We start from the raw sequence: 18,180 nt of genomic DNA, 5'->3' as shown, positions 1-18,180 counted from the left end.
CCGGTCGAGCGGATGATGCGCGACGCCAAGATCACCCAGATCTACGAGGGCACCAACCAGGTCCAGCGCATCGTCATGGCCCGCAACCTCCCGTAGGCCCCCGGGCCCCGACAGGTCCCCCGTCAGGCGAGCCGCCCGCCCGCCGGACGGGGGACCTGCGGCGTTCCGGGCCGCTCCGCTCCGGTCCCCGGCGTCCCGGGCCCGTCCGCTCCGGGCCGCTCGCGCAGGCCGATGCAGCGCGCCGGGATGCCGGCCCAGATCTCCCCGCGCCCGGTGGAGCGGGTCAGCACCGCGTTGGCGCCGACGATCGTCCCGGCGCCCACCGTCAGCACGCCCTCCTTGCAGACGATCCGCGCCCCGGCGCAGACCACCACGCCGTCCTCCAGCACCACCCGCCGCATCGCGCTGCTCTCCTGCGGCACCCACGGGTCGGCCCGGCCCACGGTGACCCCGTTGTAGAGCGTCACCCCGGCGCCGATCGTGGTGTACGGGTGCAGCACCGTGCCGAAGCCGCGGTGGAACACCGCCAGCCCCGGCCCGATCTCCACCGCGGCCGGCACCTCCATCCCGTACAGCGCCAGGGCCTCCTGGACGAGGCGGCCCAGCAGCGGGTGGCGGCGGCGGTAGATCAAGGACGTCACCAGAGACATGCGGCACATTGTGACGGAGCGGCGACGCAGCGTCCCCGAAACCGGCGTGCGGGGCCGCGCACCACCCTCGGGACGGCGCGCGGCCCCGCACGGGCGCCGCAACTGCGCTGTGGTGCGCCTACTTCTTCAGGTCCGGCACCGGGGTGTCGTTCTTGAAGGCGTCGAAGACCTGCTTGGACTTGGTCGCGTCCCACTTGACCGCCGACTCGCCGGTCGGGGTGCGGAAGTCCGGGTTGCCGATCGGCACGGTGATGGACTTGCCGTCACCGCCGGAGACGCCCTTCATGGCCAGGAAGAGCGAGCCGAGGTCGGTCAGGCCGGCGTCCTCGTCCACGATCAGGGTGCCCAGGCCCGAGCTCACCATCGGGTAGAAGGTGAACGGGTTCAGCAGGGTCGCCGGGGAGGCGGCCTGGCTCGCCAGCGCGCTCAGGAACTTCTGCTGGTTGCGCATCCGGCCGAGGTCCTGGTCGGCCATCTGGTGCCGCTGGCGGACGAAGGCGAGCGACTGCTTGCCGCTCAGGGTCTGGCAGCCGGCCTTCAGGTCGAGGCCGGAGTCCCGGTCCTTGACGGCCTGGTCGATGCACATGTCCACACCGCCGACCGAGTCGACGATCCCGACGAAGCCGGCGAAACCGATCTCCGCGTAGTGGTCGATGTGCACCCCGGTGTTGGTCTCCACCGTCTGCACCAGAAGCCGGCCGCCGCCGCGCGCGAAGGCCGCGTTGATCTTCGAAGTCGCCGCCGGGACGGTCTTGCCGCTGCCGCTGGTGTCCAGGTGCGCCGGGATGGTCACCCAGGAGTCGCGCGGGATCGACATCAGGGTGTTCCCGTTGTCGCCGATGTGCAGCAGCATCATCGAGTCGCTGCGCTTGCCCTGCGCCGAGCCGGTGTGCAGCGCGTCCTCGTCGGCGTCCGACAGGCCCTCGCGGCTGTCCGAACCCACGATCAGCCAGTTGGTGCCCTTGCCCGCCGCCGGACGGTTGTCGTACGGGGCCAGCACGTTCTCGTGGTTCAGCTTGGAGTCGGCCCACACGTAGGTGCCGATGCCGGTCACCAGCAGCGCGCCGACCAGCGCCAGCGCACCGACCTTGATCTTCCGGCTGCGCGGCCAGCGCGGGGCCGCGGCCGGCGCCTCCGGCCCCGGGCCGCCCGGACCGCCCGGCCGGACGGGCGCGCCGGGACCCGCCGGACGGCCGTAGCCCTGCTGCTGCTGGGGCACCCCCTGCCCGCGGTCCTGCTGCGGCGGCCGGCCGTAGCCCTGCTGCTGCGGCGGCACGGCCGGACCGCCGTACCCGCCGTGGCCCCCCTGGGCACCCCCCTGGACACCGCCCGGCGCCCCCGCACCGGCACCGCGCGGGTTGAGCTCCGGCGGCAGCGGCGGCTCGGCGGCCGCACCGCCCTGGCGGTACCCGCCGTTGCCCTGCCCGTACGCGCCCCCGCCCCCCGGGCGGTCCTCCTGCCACGTGTTCATGTGGGAGAGGATGCCCGAAACCGGCACGCCGCAGTTGTCCGGCCCCCGCCCCGGAGCCCCTTGTATCCGATTTGATGCACGGCGCGGACGGATCGGCGGAATGTTCACCTGCTGGAACCAACCTTGACCGGCCGAAACGGCCCGTGCTTGCATCGTCGCCATGGGACAGCGAAGGATCCTCACGCGTCGGCGGCACGTCGACCTGCTGCGCGTGGCCCGCTCGCTCTGTCGTGGCTGACCGTTCGCCGACACCCCGTGCCCGCACCGCCCGCCCGGCCTCCCCAGGCCCGGACGTGCCGTGCCGTACCGCTTCCGATCCCCGCCGCGCCCCGCCGCGGCCCCGCCGCAGCCTTCCCGGGCACCCGCCCGCCGAGCGGCCCGCCACGACCCGAGGTGAACCCATGGCCACCGTCCTGTCCGTCTCCGGCTCCCCGTCGCCGACCTCCCGCACCACCCGGCTGCTCCGCCACGTCGACACCCTCCTCACCGCGCACGGCCACGAGGTCGTCCCCTTCGAGGCCCGCAGCCTGCCCGCCGAGGCCCTGCTCGCCGCCGACACCTCCGAACCCGCGCTGGCCCGGGCACTGGAGCTGTTCGCCGAGGCCGACGGCATCGTCATAGGCACCCCCGTCTACAAGGCCGCCTACTCCGGGCTGCTCAAGGCCCTGCTCGACGTCCTCCCGCAGTACGCGCTGCGCGGCAAGGCCGTGCTGCCGCTCGCCACCGGCGGCTCGCCCGCCCACGTCCTCGCGGTGGACTACGCGCTGCGCCCGGTGCTCAGCTCGATGGGCGCCGCCCACATCACCCAGGGCTGGTTCGTGCTGGACCGCCACGTCACCACCCGGGAGGACGGCACCACCGCCCTCGACCCGGAGACGGAACTGCAGCTCACACCGGTGGTCGACACCTTCGCCGCGGCGCTCGTGCGGACCGGGGAACTCGTCGCCGCCGGCTGACCCTGGTACCGGGGGTGCGGTCCCCTAGGGGGAGGGCGGCCGCACCCCGTACATCTCCCGGTCAACCGGCTTCCTCCCGACGGAGGACGAGACGGTTCCCGCCCGCTCCTAACGTGGTTCCTACAGCCCGCTCCTCCTTCCGGGGTGGTGCTGGCCCCACCTCCAAGACGGCTGCCTGCACCATGTCGCAGCACCGGCAGCCCTTGGCAGGCTGTGGGGCGACGGGTGGACGACGTACCGAGGAGAACCCAGTGACGACGGCAGCCAAAGCCGTGCATGACCACCAGACGCCGGGCGGGCAGGGCGCCTTCGCCGCCTCCGCACGCCAGGTGACCAAGGCCTACGGCGCCGGGGAGACCCGGGTCACGGCCCTCGACGCCGTCGACGTGGACATCCACCGCGGACGGTTCACCGCGATCATGGGTCCCTCGGGCTCCGGCAAGTCGACCCTGATGCACTGCCTCGCCGGCCTCGACACGGTCACCGAGGGGCGCATCTGGATCGGCGACGCCGAGATCACCGGCCTCAAGGACAAGCAGCTCACCCGGCTCCGCCGGGACAAGATCGGCTTCATCTTCCAGGCGTTCAACCTGCTGCCCACGCTGAACGCCCTGGAGAACATCACGCTCCCGATGGACATCGCCGGCCGCAAGCCCGACGCCGCCTGGCTCGACCAGGTCATCGAGACGGTCGGCCTCGCCGGGCGCCTCAAGCACCGGCCGACCCAGCTCTCCGGCGGCCAGCAGCAGCGCGTCGCGGTCGCCCGCGCCCTCGCCGCCCGGCCCGAGATCATCTTCGGTGACGAGCCCACCGGCAACCTCGACTCCCGCTCCGGCGCCGAGGTGCTCACCTTCCTGCGCCGCTCGGTCGACGAGCTGGGCCAGACCATCGTCATGGTCACCCACGACCCGGTCGCCGCCGGCTACGCGGACCGCGTGCTGTTCCTCGCCGACGGCCGGATCGTCGACGAGATGCACTCCCCGACCGCCGACTCCGTCCTCGAGCGCATGCGCCGCTTCGACGGCAAGCGCACCAGCTGAGCCGGGGGACGCACCGATGCTGCTCAAGACCTCACTACGGAGCTTCTTCGCCCACAAGGGGCGAATGGTCCTCTCACTGATCGCCGTCGTACTGTCCGTGGCCTTCGTGTCCGGCACGCTCGTCTTCTCCAACACCGCCACCGGCACCTTCGACCGGCTCTTCGCCTCCACCGCCTCCGACCTGTCCGTCGGCCAGGCCAAGGAGAAGCTCACCGCCGGCGAGCAGGACGGCGGCGCGCCCGCGACCGTCCCCGTCGACACGGTGCAGAAGCTCGCCGGCCTGCCCGGCGTGAAGACCGCCCTCGGCCAGGTCTTCGTCCAGAGCGCCACCCTGGTCGACCCGGCCACCAACAAGTCGGTCGGCCCGACCTCCGGCGCGCCCACGCTCACCGGCAACTGGGTCGACACTCCGCGCAACTCCGTCGACATCACCTCCGGCAGCGCCCCCAAGGGCGCCGGCCAGATCATGCTCGACGCCGACACCGCCAAGAAGGCCGGCCTCAAGCTCGGCAGCCCACTGCGCGTCATCACCCGCAGCGGCAACTACGACTTCACCATCTCCGGCATCGTCACCTTCCGGACGACCAACCCCGGTGCGGCGCTGGCCTTCATGGACACCCCCACCGCCCAGCAGGACCTCCTCGGCACCACCGCCTACACCACCGTCGAGGTCTTCGGCGACGGCAGCCGCACCGACGACCAGCTCAAGCAGCAGGCCCTCACCGCCCTCGGCACCGGCTACGACGCCAAGACGGCCGCCGAGCAGAAGGCCGAGAACAACAAGGACGTCGGCTCCTTCCTCAACTTCATGAAGTACGCCATGCTCGGCTTCGCCGGCATCTCCCTGCTGGTCGGCGGCTTCCTGATCATCAACACCTTCTCCATGCTGGTCGCCCAGCGCACCCGCGAGATCGGCCTGCTGCGCGCCATCGGCGGCAGCCGCAAGCAGGTCAACCGCTCGGTGATGGTCGAGGCGCTGATCCTCGGCGTGCTCGGCTCCACCATCGGCCTCGCCGCCGGTCTCGGCCTCGCCACCCTGCTGATCCAGCTGATGAAGGCCGTCGGGATGAACCTCGACGCCTCCTCGCTGGACATCACCTGGACGGTCCCGGCCGCCTCCTACGCGGTCGGCGTGCTGATCACCCTGCTCGCCGCCTGGTTCCCGGCCCGCCGCGCCGCCCGGATCTCCCCGATGGCCGCCCTGCGCGACCACGGCACCCCGGCCGAGGCCTCCGCCAACCGGATCCGCATCGTCGTCGGCCTGGTCGTCACCGGCCTCGGCGCGGCGAGCCTGGTTGCCGCCGCGAGCGCCGACAAGGCCGCCACCGGCGGCCAGTGGCTCGGTCTCGGCGTGCTGCTCAGCCTGATCGGCTTCGTGGTCATCGGCCCGCTGCTCGCCACCGGCATCATCCGGGTGCTGGGCGCCTTCCTGCCGGCCCTGTTCGGTCCGTCCGGCAAGCTCGCCCAGCGCAACGCGATGCGCAACCCGCGTCGTACCGGCGCCACCGCCGCCGCCCTGATGATCGGCCTCGCCCTGGTCACCGGTGCCTCCGTGGTGACCTCCTCGATGGTCAGCTCGGCCAACGCCCAGATCGACAAGTCGGTCGGCGCCGACTACATCGTCGCCGGCCAGGGGCCCGGCACCACCCTGACCCCGGCCATGGTCGCCGCCGCCAAGGCGACCCCGGGCCTCGCCCACCTCACCGAGGCCAAGGAGGTGCCAGCGAAGGTCACCGCCCCGGACGGCACCGACACCGAGACCAAGCTGGTCGCCGCCACCCGGACGTTTGCCGAGGACTTCCGCCTCAAGTCCACCGCCGGCAGCATCACCGCCGCCTTCGACGGAGGCATCGCCGTCCCCCAGGACTGGGCCACCCAGCACAAGGTCAAGATCGGTGACTCGGTCAAGGTCGACTACGGTCGCGGCCGCACCCAGTCGCTGCCGGTCGGCCAGATCGTCGACTCCGGCGAGTCGCTGTTCTCCGGCGCCTACATCGTCAACACCGACACGGTCACCAAGGTCGTCCCCGAGAAGGACCTGCCCACCAGCATCCAGCTGTACGGCAAGGCCGCGCCCGGCGCCGACCCCGGCCAGACCCTGACCGCCCTGCAGAAGTCCCTGGAGGCCTACCCGCAGATCAGCGTCCGCGACCAGGCCGGCTACAAGGACCTGATCCAGCAGCAGGTCAACCAGCTGCTCTACATGGTCTACGGCCTGCTCGGCCTCGCGATCGTGGTCGCCGTCCTCGGCGTGGTCAACACGCTCGCCCTCTCGGTGGTCGAGCGGACCCGCGAGATCGGCCTGCTGCGGGCGATCGGCCTGTCCCGCCGTCAGCTGCGTCGGATGGTCCGTCTGGAGTCCGTGGTGATCGCGGTGTTCGGCGCGCTGCTCGGCACCGGCCTCGGCCTCGCCTGGGGCATCACCTCCCGCGAGGTGCTCGCCGGCCAGGGCCTGGACATCCTGACCGTCCCGGTCGGCACCATCGTCGGCATCCTGGTCGCCTCGGCGGTGGTCGGCCTCCTCGCCGCCCTCCTCCCGGCCTTCCGGGCGGGGCGGATGAACATCCTGGCGGCCATCGCCACCGACTGACCGCACCACCGACGGGGGCCGCGGTACATCCGCGGAACCGAAGGGGCCGGGCCGAGTGCTCGGCCCCTTCGGCGTTCCCTTCGGTGCATCCGGCACGCCGTGCCGCCGCGCCCCCGGGCGGTCCTGCCCGCGGCCACCGCAGCGGCACCTGCCATCATCGCCGCATGTCAGAGACGTCTCCCGCGGTAGACCCGGCCGCCGCTACCACCGCTGCCACCACCGCTGCCCCGGCTGCCGGAGCCCGGGCCGCCGACAGCGCGGCCGCGTCCGGCGAGGAGACGCCCGCGGACGGTCGGCGCGAGCCGGCCCGGGTGGTCGGCATGCCGCTGGTGGCCCGCCGGGCCGTGGGCCCGGTCGTCGGAGTGATGTCGACCCTCTACGCCGCCGATGCCACCCACCCCGGCTGGTGGGGCGGGCTGGTGGTCCCGCTGGGCGGAGCGCTCATGGCGCTGCTCGCCTTCTCCAGGGACTTCACCTGGCAGATCGGTCAGGACCGCGACGGTCTGGTGCTGACCTCGGCCCTGCGGGCACGCCGCTGGAGCTGGGACGAGGTGAAGGGCGCGTCGGCCCGCGGGAGCATGGCCGACGTGGTCTCCGCGTCGGCCCGATCCCCGCAGCGCCGCCCGGCCGAGGTCCTGCCGGCCTCGGCGGTCGGCCGGCCGCAGCTGCTGCTGAACCGGCTCTCGCTCGCCGTCCTGGTACTGGTCACGCTGGGCTGCCGCTTCCTGTAACAGCCCTGATCACCCGGTACGTCTTGGCGTCCGACACGCACGACGCGCCTGGGTGCCCGCCCGCACCGCCGCTCAGCCGCAGCTGATCTCGCTGCCCGTCTCCGCCGCCACCGCGGGCCCGGGCGAGGCCGACGAGGGCGCCGACGTCGACGGCGAGGCCGGGGCCGCCGCGGGGGCCGGGGAGGAGGGTGCGCCGGAGGGGGCGGCCGGTCCGCGGTGGTCGCCGCCCACCACGACCTGCAGGGTCGCCCCCAGGCCCGGGACGGGAACGAGTTCGGCACCCGGCAGGGCCGCCGCGAGGGTCTTCGCCGACTCGTCCCAGCGCGGGTCGTAGCGCACGGCCGTGCGCGTGGTCACCGCGTCCGCGTTGGAGGGGGTGCCGGTGGTGGCGAACCCCGCCCGGCGCAGCTCCTCGTCGACCCGGAACCCGAGGCCGGTGAGGCCGGTGCCGTTCAGCACCTGGACCCGGATCTGTCCGGCCGGGACGGTCCCGGCCGCAGCGGGCGCCCCGGTCGCCGCGGCGGGGGAGGCGGAGGGCGACGGCGCGGCGTGCCCGGTCAGCGGCCTCCCCTGCCGGACGGTGTCGAACAGCGCCTTCGCGGCCTTGGTGTCCCACAGCACCGTCGACCCCCACCCGGGGACCTGGTGGTCGACGTCGGACACCGGCACGGTCGCGAAGTCGGCGGAGGCCGCGGAGAGGTCCTTGAGTCGGCTCGCGAAGTCGAGCAGGGCCGCGGTGGAGAGCCCCTTGTCGGCCTTGACCGCCTCCAGCGCGCTGCCGAGCACCGTGCCGAGCCGGGCCGGGTCGAGCATCACGTCCTGCGTGGTGGCCTGCCGCAGCAGCTGGGCGACGAACCGCTGCTGCCGGCGCATCCGCCCGAGGTCGGAGCTGCCGTCGACGTGCCGGGCCCGGACGTACTTGAGGGCGCCCGCCCCGTCCAGCCGGCTGGTGCCGGCCGGCAGGTCCAGTCCCGAGTACGGGTCCTTGAGGGGTTTGGCGGTGCACACCTCGACCCCGCCGAGCGCGTCCACCGCGCTGACGAAACCGAGGAAGTTGATCTGCAGGTAGTGGTCGATCCGCAGGCCGGTGGCCTGCTCGACGGCGCGGACGGTCAGCGGGGCTCCGCCCATCCCGTACGCCGCGTTGATCTTGCCCTTGGCGGCGGGGACCTGGCGGTGGGTGGCCGGGTCCTGGTGGGCCGGGATCTCCACGTAGGAGTCGCGGGGGATGCTGACCACGGTGGCCCGGCCGCCGTTGTCGGCGAGCTGCACCACCATCAGGGTGTCGGTGCAGTGGCAGGACTCGCCGCCCGCGTGGAGCACGTTCTTGAGGGTGTTCTCCGGGATGCCCTCCCGTTCGTCCGTCCCGGCCACCAGGAAGGTGGTGAGCCCTTCGTCGGCGGGCCGGTCGGAGCCGCCGCCGATGGCGTCGACCCGCTGGATCGCGTCACCCAGGCCGTGCAGCACCACCCAGCCGCCGCAGGAGGTGGCCAGCACGGCCAGCGAGAGGCCCACGGTGACCCTGCGGCCCCAGCGGCGTAACCCGCCGCTCCGCCGCCGCCCGGCGGCCGGTGGGGGAGCGGAACCGCCGCGCCCGCCGCCCCGGGGCCCGCCGCGTCCGCCGTTGCCGCCGGCCCCGCCGCGTCCGCCGTTGCCGCCGGCCCCGCCACGTCCGCCGGCCCCGCCACGTCCGCCGGCACCCCCGAAACCTGCACCCCCGAGGCCCGCCCCGCCGCCCCGCCCCCGGCCCTGCCGCCCGGTGCTGTCCCGCCCGGTACCGCCGTGGCCCGCACCGCCCCGACCGGCACCGCCCCGACCGGCACCACCGCGACCAGCGCCACCGCGGCCCGCCCCGTTCTGACCCGCCCCGTTCTGGCCCGTGTTCCCGCGGGCTCCGCCGCCCTGGCCGCCGGGGTGCCCGCGCGCGCGGCGGGGCGGCGGCGGTCCGGGACGGCGCGAGGTGGGCATCTTCGGGATGGTAGGCCCGCGGCAAGGCCGTCCGTGCCACGGCACGCCGCCCGTCACCCGCCCCGGCGGAACGTTCCACCCGGCGGATCCGGGCATCCGTCGGGCACCTGCCGGCCCCGGCGGGGCCCCCGTCGGGGCGGCCGGAGGACCCTCGCCTGACACCGCCCGGGCCGCGCCGGTACGGTGGGCGCGATGAACACCAAGGCTGCTGAGGAGCTGCCGGCGGTCTCCGTGATCATGCCGGTGCTCAACGAGGAACGACACCTGCGCACCGCCGTCCGGCACATCCTGAAACAGGAGTACGCCGGTGATCTGGAGGTGGTGATCGCGCTCGGCCCGTCCACCGACCGGACGGACGAGATCGCCGCCGAGCTGGTCGCCGAGGACCCGCGGGTCAAGACGGTGCCCAACCCCACCGGTCGCACCCCGGCCGCGCTGAACGCCGCGATCCGCGGCTCGCGCCACCCGATCGTGGTACGGGTCGACGGACACGGTCTGCTGACGCCGGGCTACATCGCGACCGCCGTCCGGCTGCTCGGCGAGATGGACGCCGCCAACGTCGGCGGCATCATGCACGCCGAGGGCGAGACCGAGTGGGAGAAGGCGGTCGCCGCCGCCATGACCTCCAAGATCGGCGTCGGCAACGCGGCCTTCCACACCGGCGGCCTGGCCGGCCCGGCCGAGACGGTCTACCTCGGGGTCTTCCGTCGCGAGGTGCTGGAGCAGCAGGGCGGCTACAACGAGGAGTTCATCCGCGCCCAGGACTGGGAGCTGAATTACCGCATCCGCCAGGACGGCGGCCTGATCTGGTTCACCCCGCAGCTGAAGGTGACCTACCGGCCGCGGCCCAGCGTGCGGGCGCTCGCCAAGCAGTACAAGGACTACGGCCGTTGGCGCCGGGTGGTGACCCGCTACCACCGCGGCTCGGTGAACCTGCGCTACCTGGCCCCGCCGGCGGCCCTGCTCGCCTGCCTGGCCGGCCTGGTGCTGGGCGCGGCCGTCCACCCGGTGTTCCTGGTCGTCCCGGGCGGTTACGTGCTGGGCATCCTCGCCGGTTCGGTCCGCGAGGGCCGCGGGCTGTCCGCGAGGGCCCGGCTCCAGCTGCCGGTGGCGCTCGCGACCATGCACATGAGCTGGGGCTTCGGCTTCCTCACCTCGCCGCGCAGCCTCGCCCGCCGGGTGATCGCCAGCAAGCGTCCCGAGCCGATGGCCCCGCGCACCGAGAACGCCTGACCAGCCCCCGCCGGGCCGGCCGCCGTCCCGCGGCCCGCCCCGGCACCCCGGGGCCGGGGCGAAAACGCCTCCCCGCCGGGCCCGCCGCCGCTATCTTCGGCGCCATGGGGATCACCGAGGGGGCGGCGGACGGCACCGGAGGGCGCGCGGACGTCCGGATCGAGCCGACGGCCGACGTCGACGAGCGGGCCGTGATCGGCCCCGGCAGCACGGTGTGGCACCTCGCGCAGGTCCGCGAGCACGCCGAGATCGGTGCCGAGTGCATCATCGGCCGGGGCGCCTACGTGGGTCCCGGCGTGCGCCTGGGCGACCGGGTGAAGCTGCAGAACCACGCCCTGGTCTACGAGCCCGCGGTGGTCGAGGACGGCGTCTTCGTCGGCCCGGCGGCGCTGCTGACCAACGACCTCTATCCGCGTTCGGTCGACCCCGACGGGCGGTTGAAGCGCGGCGACGACTGGCAGGCCCGCGGGGTGACGCTCCGCCGCGGCTGCTCGATCGGCGGCCGCGCGGTGCTGGTCGCCGGTGTGACGGTGGGCCGCTGGGCCCTGGTCGCGGCCGGTGCGGTGGTGCACCGCGACGTCCCCGACTTCGCGCTGGTGGCCGGGGTGCCGGCCCGCCGGATCAAGTGGGTGGGCCGGGCCGGCGAGCCGTTGGAGCCGGCCGGCGCGGGCGTCTGGCGCTGCCCGCGCACCGGCGAGCGGTACGCGGAGGCGGACGGCCTGCTGTCCCCGCTCGCGGAGAGCGGGGACGGACCGTCCGCCTGAGCGGCCGTCAGTAGGTGTAGAGGTTGCCCTGCGGGACGACCGTCATGCAGTCCTTGTCGTTGTCCGAGGTCTCCGCCTCGACGGTGGTCGGCAGCGCGGTGGGCGCGGGGGCGGCGGTGAAGGTGGTACCGCTCTTCCAGTCCGCCCCGATCACCAGGCTGAGCGTCGTGGACGTGCCGGACTCCACCAGGGCGCTCGCCGGCAGGCCGAGCGCGGCGGCCACCACCTGGGCCTTGGCCTGCTGGCCCGCGCCGTAGGTGAGCTTGGTGGTGTCCCGCGTGCCGCCGCCGGGCGCCGTCCCTGCCTTGGTGAACCCGGCCGCGACCAGGGCCTTCTTGACGTCGGCAGCCCGGTTGGTGACCCCGGTGCCGTTCTGGACGGTGACGGCGATCGTGCTCTTCGCGGGCGCGTCGGCACCGGCTGTCGGTGATGGCGCGGCGGCCGGGGTGGGCGAGGCGGACGCGGCCGCGGCCGGGCCCTTGTCGTCCAGCGGCCTGTCCGCGAGCAGCATCTTCCAGATCTGCTGCACGTCGGACTCCTTGAGGAGCAGTTTGGCCGTGGGGTTCTGCGGGTCCGCGATCACCGGGACGGTCAGCGTCGTCGTCCGCTCGGTGGGCACCTGCTTCAGGTCGTTGCCGAGGTCGTAGAGCTTCTTGAGGTCGGCGATGCCCGTGTCGACGCTCAGCGACTTGGTGGCCGCCTCGGCGAGCGACATCAACTGCCCCGGGTCGCTGAGGCGCCCGCTGGACTTCAGCTCGCGGATCATCGAGCTGAGGTACATGTGCTGCGCCTTGGTGCGGCCGATGTCGGAGCCCCAGGCGTCGCGGGTGCGCAGCCACTTGAGGGCGTCCTCACCCTTGACCTTGGTGGTGCCCTTGGGCAGTTTGAGGTCGGTGCCGCCGTGGCCGGGCCGGTAGCGGTCCCACATGTTGCGGTCCACGCAGACGGGCACGCCGCCGATGGCGTCGGCCATCCGGACGACGCCGCCGAAGTCGACCATCATGTAGTGGTCGATGTCGAGGCCGGTCAGCTTCGTCCAGGTGCCGAGGACGCAGCCCGGGCCGCCGCGGGCCAGTGCCTCGTTGATCGGGGTGTGCGTGGTCGACTTGTAGGTCTTGCCCTTCTCGTCGTGGCAGGTCGGGATCGTCACCATGGTGTCGCGCGGGATGCTGATCATCGAGGCGTTGGTGCGGTCGGCGGAGACGTGCAGCAGCATCTGGACGTCGGCCAGGCCCGGGCGGGACGCCTCGTCGGCCGAGCCGCCGAGCGCCACGTTCTCGGAGGAGGCGCGGCTGTCGGTGCCGATCATCAGGATGTTGAGCGGTGTCCGGCCCTTGGCGTCGGGTGCGGTGCGGGCGCCCTGCTCGTCCGTCAGGTTCTTGGTACCGGCCTGGATGTTGCCGTTGAGGTGCCGGTAGTACAGGTAGCCCGCGCCGCATCCCACCACCAGGGTGGTGCCGGTGGTGATGGCCACGATGCGCAGCCAGCGGCGGCCGCGCGGCCGCCGCCCGGACGCGCCGTCCTGCCGGGCCCGCCGGGCGGCGGCCCGGCCACCGGGTATCGGCTCAACGCTCGTCATGTGGTCCGCCCAGTCTCCTGCCCCGGTGGCCGGCCGGCCGGTGGGGCGATCCCGGACCGTCCGGCGGGCACGCGGCACGGAGTCCCCCGCGCCGGCTCGGCCCGGTCTCCCCCTGGCCGGTCGGTCTACAGACAGGACGCTTCGCGCGGCCGAAAGGTTACAGAACCGACTGTGACAGGACGGAAAATGACGTAGTGTCCCGTGGTCGCTACTTCGCGCACACATCGGTGTCGTCGGCCCGGACGCGCTGCAGGTTCTCCGGCGGCGCGGTCGGCAGCGGGACGGCGGAGGCCGGGGACGACGGGCCGGCGCCCGACGCGGCCGGGCCCGCGGAGCCGGCCGGCGGGACGTAGTCCCGGCCGAGCACCACGACCAGGCCGTCCTCGGGGCTCAGCTTCGCGCTCTGCCGCACGGAGCCGATGGGCAGCCCGAGGGCGGTGGCGAGCGCGGCCGCCTCCTCCGCCCGGCCCGCCGGGTAACCGATCGAACTGGCTGCGGCGGCCCGGGTGTTGCCGCCGACGGCGGCCTTGCTGAAGCCCTTGGCCTGGAGCTCCGCGGTGGCCCGCCCGGCCTGCCGGCCGACCCCGCTGCCGTTGCGGACGGTCACCTCGACCTCGGAGGGGTCGAGCAGCGGGCCGAGCCCCGGGTGGCCGGAGGCCCGGCTGGCCGGCGTGGCCGAGGACCGCGCGGCGACACCGGCCGCCCCGGCCGCGGACGCACCGGCGGAGGGTGCCGCGGGGGCGGCGGGGTCCAGTGAGCGGTCGGCCGCGACGAGCGCGAACAGCTGCGCGGCGTCGGGCTGGCGCAGCGCGAGTCGGCCCTTGTTCCGGGGGTCGTCCTGCACCGGCACCGTGGTGAAGGTGATGTGCCCGGCGTCGACCCTGCCGAGCTCCAGCGCGAGGTCCTTGAGCCGCCGGACGTCGTCGATCCCGGAGTCTACGGTGAGCGCCTTGGTGGCGGCGTCCGCGAGCTGCCAGAGCTTGGTGGGGCTGGTCAGGGTGTCACTGCTCTTGATCTTGCGGATCATCGAGCTCAGGAACTGCTGCTGCAGCGGGATGCGGGTGAGGTCGCCGCCCAGGCCGACGGCGTGCCGGGTGCGGACGAAGGCCAGTGCCTCCTCGCCCTGCACCACGTGGCGGCCCCTGGTCATCCGCAGGTGGGAGTCCGGGTCGTCGATGTTCTTGGCAGCGCACACCTCGACGCCGCCGACCGCCGTCGAGAGCGTCTTGACCGCCTCGAAGTTCACCATCATGAAGTGGTCGACGCGGATGCCGGTCAGCTTCTCCACCGTCGTCCAGGTGCAGCCGGGGTCGCGGCCGTCCTCGCCGAGGCTGGTGTTGAACATCGCCCGCCGCTTGCCGGGGATCCGCCGGTCCCCGGTGCGGCACTCCGGGATCTGCACCATCAGGTCGCGGGGGATGCTCAGCACGGTGGCGTTGGTGCGGTCCCGGGAGACGTGGAGCAGCAGGGTGGTGTCGGCGTGCCCGGTGCTGCCCTCGTCGCCGTAGGCGCGGCCGAGGCCGACCCGGCTGTCGGTGCCGATCACCAGGACGTTGACCGCGCCCTCGATGGCGTGCGGCCGCTCGGACTCGGTGCCGAGGTGCACGTCCACCGAGGCGATGTTGGCGTTGAAGTGCCGGAACGCGAAGTACGCGCCGCCGCAGCCGGCGACCAGGGCCAGCGCGGCGGTGATCCCCGTCCAGCGGGCGAGGCGGCGGCCGCGTGCGGCGGACCGGAGGCCCCGGCGGCGCTCCGCCCGCCCGCCCCCGGCGAGGGCGGAGGCCCCGGCTCTCCGGCGACTCCCGGGGGCCGGGACGTACGGGGAGCCGTCGGGCCGCGGACCGCTCGGGTCGGCCGCGCGGGAGTAGGCGTCCGGGGCGGTGCCCGGACGCCGCTGTCCGCTGTTCATCCGGGAAACCCTAGACGAGCCTGCACGGCCGGCCGCCCGCATCGGACGGATGTGACCCGGTCCGGTGAACCGTCAGAAACGGTGGAACGCCCGCGCGTTCGGACGCCCCCGGAGGGGCCCGCCGGTGCACGGGCGTTCCGTGGCGGGGCCGGGCCCGCCGGGTGGATCGGTCGGCCGGGTTCGGCCGTTCGGGTTCAGCCCAGGCGCAGCGTCACCCGTTCGGCTTCGATGCGCTTCTCCCACTGATCCGCGGTCAACCCCTCGGAGTTGCGGCAGAGCACCACCGAGGCGCCGGCGGCGAGCGGCGCCAGCAGCCCCGCCTCCAGTCCGGCCCAGTCGTCGTACGACAGCGTGGACAGCACCCGGTCGCCGGGGCCGATGCCCAGGCGCGCCGCACCCTCACGGGCGAGCTGCACGGTCTGTTCGCCGGTCAGTTTCAGCGGCAGGCCGTCGATGTGGGTCTCCAGGGCCTGGGAGTCCGGGTGGACGGGCGAGTACGGGGCGAACCGGTCGCCCTGGCCCGGCACCTCGGCGGCGTAGTCGAGGAAGCCGTCCGGCCGCTGGGGGAAGCGGCCGCCCAGCGGACGGAGGGCGAGCGCCACCCGTTCGCCGGAACAGGCCTCGGCGGCCTCCAGGCCGTCGGGTCCGCTGACCACCAGGTCGGCGGAGCCGGGGTCGCCGCCGGGCACGGCGGTCACCCCGACGGACCAGCAGGCCAGCAGCCAGACCGCGGTCTGCCAGTGCGCGGGCAGCAGCAGCGCGGCGCGGTCGTCGGGGCCCGCGTTCAGCTCGTCCTGAAGGAGGTTGGCGGTCTTGGCGACCCAGTTGTCGAAGGTCTTCGCGGAGAGCTCGACCCGTTCACCGGTCGAGTCGTCGTAGAAGGTGATCAGGGGGCGGGAGGGGTCGGCATCGGAGGCACCGGGGCGCAGATAAGCGTGCAGCAGCTCGGCGGGGATGCGGGCGTCGGCAGCGAAGGGCGCAGTCATGGTGCGGTCCAGCCTACGGCCTCCTCATGGACGTCCGGCAGGGGCGTCGACCTCGGCCGAGCGGCGTGGCGGCTGAGGTTTTTTGCCGTCAATATCCGATTTATGCGCCTTGAACGAAGGGCCGCCCTCGCGGCGGCCGCCACCACGACCACCCTGCTGCTCACGACCCTCGCCGCCGTGCCCGCGCACGCGCGGCCCTCGTCGGGCGGCGTCACCACCATCCCCCTGGAGGGTTCCGGGCTCCGCGGTCCCGACACCCTCCGTGACCTCGGCCCGCGGACCACCGGCACCTTCGCCCTGGTGGGCGTCAGCTGGGACGACCCGTCGGAGACCCTCGACGGCGGCGTGCAGATCCGCACCCGCAGCGCGACCACCGGAGAGTGGAGCGCCTGGCACGACCTCACGGCGGAGCGGGACGACCGGCCGGACGAAGTCACCGGACGCGGCGCCACCGCCCCGCTCTGGGTCGGCCCGAGCAACGGCGTCGCCGTCCGGGTCAAGGCCGGCAGCCGGCCCTTCCCGGCCGGGTTACGGGCCGAACTCGTCGATCCCGGCGCCGATCCGGCCGTCACCCCCGAGCCGCGGCCCGCCGAGCCGGCCCCGCGCGCGGCCGGTGCCGCCCCGCGCCCCGGCATCGTCACCCGGGCCGGCTGGGGCGCCGACGAGTCGATCCGGGAGAGCGGCTTCGTCTACACCGGCGACGTCCGCGCGGTCTTCGTCCACCACACCGACACCGCCAACGACTACAGCTGCGGCGACTCGCCGAAGGTCATCCGGGCGATCTACCAGTACCACGTGCAGAGCCTCGGCTGGCGGGACATCGGTTACAACTTCCTGGTCGACCGCTGCGGCACGATCTACGAGGGCCGCGCCGGCGGGGTCGCCGAACCCGTCCTCGGCGCGCACACCCTCGGCTTCAACACCAACTCCGCCGGCGTCGCCGCCCTCGGCACCTACGTCACCGACGAGGCACCGGAGGCCCAGATCGACGGCATCTCGCAGATCGCCGCCTGGAAGCTCGGCCTCACCGGCAAGGACGCCCAGGGCACCGCCACCCTCGTCTCGGCCTCCGACGGCAGCAAGTACAAGAAGGGCACCTCGGTGAAGTTCAACGCGATCTCCGGCCACCGGGACGCGTTCAACACCGAGTGCCCCGGCGAGGAGCTGTACGCCAGGCTCGGCGACATCCGCGCCTGGGCGGCCACCCTCCAGGGCCGGTGAGCCCGACCGCCCAGGACCCGACCACCGGCCGGACCCGCCGCCCCCGCGGCCGGTCCGGCCGATCCGTCCTCCGGCCCGTGCCGGGCGCCCCGCCGCCGGGCGTATCGTTCGAGGCGCCCGCACGGCACGGCGGGCACCGAGGACGAGAGGGGGTGGGGCACGATGCCGGGCACGGTACGGCGGTGGCGCCCCGGCCACCCGCTCGACCTCGGCCGCACCCTCTTCCCGCTCCGGCGCGGACCCGCCGACCCGTCCTTCCGCACCACCCCCGACGGCTCGGTCTGGCGCGCCTCCCGCACCCCGGCCGGCCCCGGCACCCTGCGGATCACCCCGCGCTCCGGCGAGATCGAGGCCCAGGCCTGGGGTCCCGGCGCGGACTGGCTGCTCGACGCACTGCCCCGGCTGCTCGGCGCCGACGACGACCCCGGCGCGCTCGTCCTCCCGCCCGGCCCGCTGCGCGAGGCCCAGCGCAACCACCCCGGCGTCCGCCTCGCCCGGACGGGCCTGGTCATGGACTCGCTCGTCCCGGCCGTCCTGGAACAGAAGGTCACCACCCTGGAGGCCCACCGCGCCTGGCGGACGCTGCTGCACGACTTCGGCACCGCGGCCCCCGGACCGGTGGACGGCCTGCGGGTGGCACCGTCCGCCCGCGACTGGGCGACGATCCCCAGCTGGGAGTGGCACCGCGCCGGGGTCGACCCGAAGCGGTCGGCGACCGTCGTCCGGGCCGCCCGGCTCGCACCGCGGCTCGAGGAGGCGTCCGGCTTCGACCACGAGCAGGCCTTCGCCCGGCTGACCGCCGTCCCCGGCATCGGGGTGTGGACGGCGGCCGAGACGCTGCAGCGCGCCAACGGGGACCCGGACGCGGTGTCGGTCGGCGACTTCCACCTGCCGAACACGGTCGGCTGGGCGCTGGCCGGGCGGCCGCGGAGCGACGACGCCCAGATGCTCGACCTGCTGGAGCCCTACCGCCCGCAGCGCCACCGCGTCTGCCGCCTCATCGGCCTCACCGGATCCCGCGCCCCCCGCTACGGCCCCCGCCTCACCCCCAACGACCACCGCCACCGCTAGCCCCACCTGCC

At 74.2% G+C, this 18,180-nt stretch carries 15 protein-coding genes; 9 read left to right on the top strand and 6 right to left on the bottom strand.

The genetic code is table 11. The features are described from left to right. A partial coding sequence (locus AB0442_RS34960; protein ID WP_157849844.1) for an acyl-CoA dehydrogenase family protein occupies window positions 1-96 on the top strand: 96 nt, incomplete at its 5' end. Between the two features lie 26 nt (window positions 97-122). Here the strand turns inward: AB0442_RS34960 and AB0442_RS34955 are convergent. Both AB0442_RS34955 and AB0442_RS34950 read right to left on the bottom strand, forming a co-directional pair. Continuing rightward, window positions 123-650, bottom strand: a complete 528-nt coding sequence (locus AB0442_RS34955; protein ID WP_344622075.1) for a hypothetical protein — start codon at window positions 648-650, stop codon at window positions 123-125. Between the two features lie 118 nt (window positions 651-768). Further along, window positions 769-2,121: an LCP family protein gene (locus AB0442_RS34950; RefSeq protein ID WP_366167601.1), complete on the bottom strand. Its 1,353-nt coding sequence runs from the start codon at window positions 2,119-2,121 to the stop codon at window positions 769-771. A gap of 401 nt (window positions 2,122-2,522) precedes the next feature. Between AB0442_RS34950 and ssuE the strand changes: the two genes are divergently transcribed. From ssuE to AB0442_RS34930, 4 genes are all read left to right on the top strand, one after another. Continuing rightward, a complete protein-coding gene (gene ssuE, locus AB0442_RS34945; RefSeq protein ID WP_366167600.1) occupies window positions 2,523-3,077 on the top strand; it encodes an NADPH-dependent FMN reductase in 555 nt (184 codons plus the stop codon). 251 nt (window positions 3,078-3,328) lie between these two features. After that, window positions 3,329-4,117 (top strand): ABC transporter ATP-binding protein, encoded by a 789-nt coding sequence (locus AB0442_RS34940; protein ID WP_344622072.1) that lies wholly within the window; start codon window positions 3,329-3,331, stop codon window positions 4,115-4,117. Between the two features lie 64 nt (window positions 4,118-4,181). Next, window positions 4,182-6,707, top strand: coding sequence for an FtsX-like permease family protein (locus AB0442_RS34935; protein WP_366167599.1), 2,526 nt, complete (start codon window positions 4,182-4,184; stop codon window positions 6,705-6,707). Window positions 6,708-6,871: 164 nt separating this feature from the next. Beyond that, window positions 6,872-7,438: a hypothetical protein gene (locus AB0442_RS34930; protein ID WP_366167598.1), complete on the top strand. Its 567-nt coding sequence runs from the start codon at window positions 6,872-6,874 to the stop codon at window positions 7,436-7,438. Between the two features lie 72 nt (window positions 7,439-7,510). On the opposite strand, the gene AB0442_RS34925 is transcribed toward AB0442_RS34930, so the two are convergent. Further along, complete coding sequence (locus AB0442_RS34925; RefSeq protein ID WP_366167597.1) at window positions 7,511-8,953, bottom strand: LCP family protein; 1,443 nt, start codon at window positions 8,951-8,953, stop codon at window positions 7,511-7,513. Window positions 8,954-9,598: 645 nt separating this feature from the next. Here AB0442_RS34925 and AB0442_RS34920 point away from each other — a divergent pair. Beyond that, entirely contained in the window at window positions 9,599-10,639 is a 1,041-nt protein-coding gene (locus tag AB0442_RS34920) for a glycosyltransferase family 2 protein (RefSeq protein ID WP_366167596.1), read from the top strand. A 104-nt stretch (window positions 10,640-10,743) separates the two neighbouring features. Next, entirely contained in the window at window positions 10,744-11,403 is a 660-nt protein-coding gene (locus AB0442_RS34915) for an acyltransferase (protein WP_366167595.1), read from the top strand. 7 nt (window positions 11,404-11,410) lie between these two features. On the opposite strand, the gene AB0442_RS34910 is transcribed toward AB0442_RS34915, so the two are convergent. The 3 genes from AB0442_RS34910 to AB0442_RS34900 all read right to left on the bottom strand — a co-directional run bounded on the left by AB0442_RS34910 (window position 11,411) and on the right by AB0442_RS34900 (window position 15,877). Beyond that, entirely contained in the window at window positions 11,411-12,982 is a 1,572-nt protein-coding gene (locus AB0442_RS34910; RefSeq protein ID WP_366167594.1) for an LCP family protein, read from the bottom strand. A 208-nt stretch (window positions 12,983-13,190) separates the two neighbouring features. Then, window positions 13,191-14,891: an LCP family protein gene (locus AB0442_RS34905; RefSeq protein ID WP_366167593.1), complete on the bottom strand. Its 1,701-nt coding sequence runs from the start codon at window positions 14,889-14,891 to the stop codon at window positions 13,191-13,193. 194 nt (window positions 14,892-15,085) lie between these two features. Beyond that, window positions 15,086-15,877, bottom strand: a complete 792-nt coding sequence (locus tag AB0442_RS34900; protein ID WP_363548968.1) for a TIGR03089 family protein — start codon at window positions 15,875-15,877, stop codon at window positions 15,086-15,088. Between the two features lie 102 nt (window positions 15,878-15,979). On the opposite strand from AB0442_RS34900, the gene AB0442_RS34895 reads away from it, so the two are divergent. Both AB0442_RS34895 and AB0442_RS34890 read left to right on the top strand, forming a co-directional pair. Next, on the top strand, window positions 15,980-17,098 hold the full coding sequence (locus tag AB0442_RS34895; RefSeq protein WP_366167592.1) for a peptidoglycan recognition protein: 1,119 nt from the start codon (window positions 15,980-15,982) through the stop codon (window positions 17,096-17,098). A gap of 162 nt (window positions 17,099-17,260) precedes the next feature. Further along, on the top strand, window positions 17,261-18,169 hold the full coding sequence (locus AB0442_RS34890) for a DNA-3-methyladenine glycosylase 2 family protein (protein ID WP_359978944.1): 909 nt from the start codon (window positions 17,261-17,263) through the stop codon (window positions 18,167-18,169). Window positions 18,170-18,180 lie beyond the last annotated feature (11 nt).

The organism is Kitasatospora sp. NPDC085895 (assembly GCF_040702125.1).
GTDB classification, from domain to species: domain Bacteria; phylum Actinomycetota; class Actinomycetes; order Streptomycetales; family Streptomycetaceae; genus Kitasatospora; species Kitasatospora arboriphila.
The sequence above is the reverse complement of the archived record's forward strand: the minus strand, read 5'-3'. Positions and strand labels throughout refer to the sequence as shown.

Bases quoted from the DNA above. Each gene is read 5' to 3' on its own strand.
- AB0442_RS34895 (WP_366167592.1), top strand. From the start codon at position 15,980: ATGCGCCTTGAACGAAGGGCCGCCCTCGCGGCGGCCGCCACCACGACC.
- ssuE (WP_366167600.1), top strand. From the start codon at position 2,523: ATGGCCACCGTCCTGTCCGTCTCCGGCTCCCCGTCGCCGACCTCCCGC.
- AB0442_RS34920 (WP_366167596.1), top strand. From the start codon at position 9,599: ATGAACACCAAGGCTGCTGAGGAGCTGCCGGCGGTCTCCGTGATCATG.
- AB0442_RS34905 (WP_366167593.1), bottom strand. From the start codon at position 14,891: ATGAACAGCGGACAGCGGCGTCCGGGCACCGCCCCGGACGCCTACTCC.
- AB0442_RS34950 (WP_366167601.1), bottom strand. From the start codon at position 2,121: ATGAACACGTGGCAGGAGGACCGCCCGGGGGGCGGGGGCGCGTACGGG.
- AB0442_RS34890 (WP_359978944.1), top strand. From the start codon at position 17,261: ATGCCGGGCACGGTACGGCGGTGGCGCCCCGGCCACCCGCTCGACCTC.
- AB0442_RS34930 (WP_366167598.1), top strand. From the start codon at position 6,872: ATGTCAGAGACGTCTCCCGCGGTAGACCCGGCCGCCGCTACCACCGCT.
- AB0442_RS34900 (WP_363548968.1), bottom strand. From the start codon at position 15,877: ATGACTGCGCCCTTCGCTGCCGACGCCCGCATCCCCGCCGAGCTGCTG.
- AB0442_RS34955 (WP_344622075.1), bottom strand. From the start codon at position 650: ATGTCTCTGGTGACGTCCTTGATCTACCGCCGCCGCCACCCGCTGCTG.
- AB0442_RS34935 (WP_366167599.1), top strand. From the start codon at position 4,182: ATGGTCCTCTCACTGATCGCCGTCGTACTGTCCGTGGCCTTCGTGTCC.
- AB0442_RS34915 (WP_366167595.1), top strand. From the start codon at position 10,744: ATGGGGATCACCGAGGGGGCGGCGGACGGCACCGGAGGGCGCGCGGAC.
- AB0442_RS34910 (WP_366167594.1), bottom strand. From the start codon at position 12,982: ATGACGAGCGTTGAGCCGATACCCGGTGGCCGGGCCGCCGCCCGGCGG.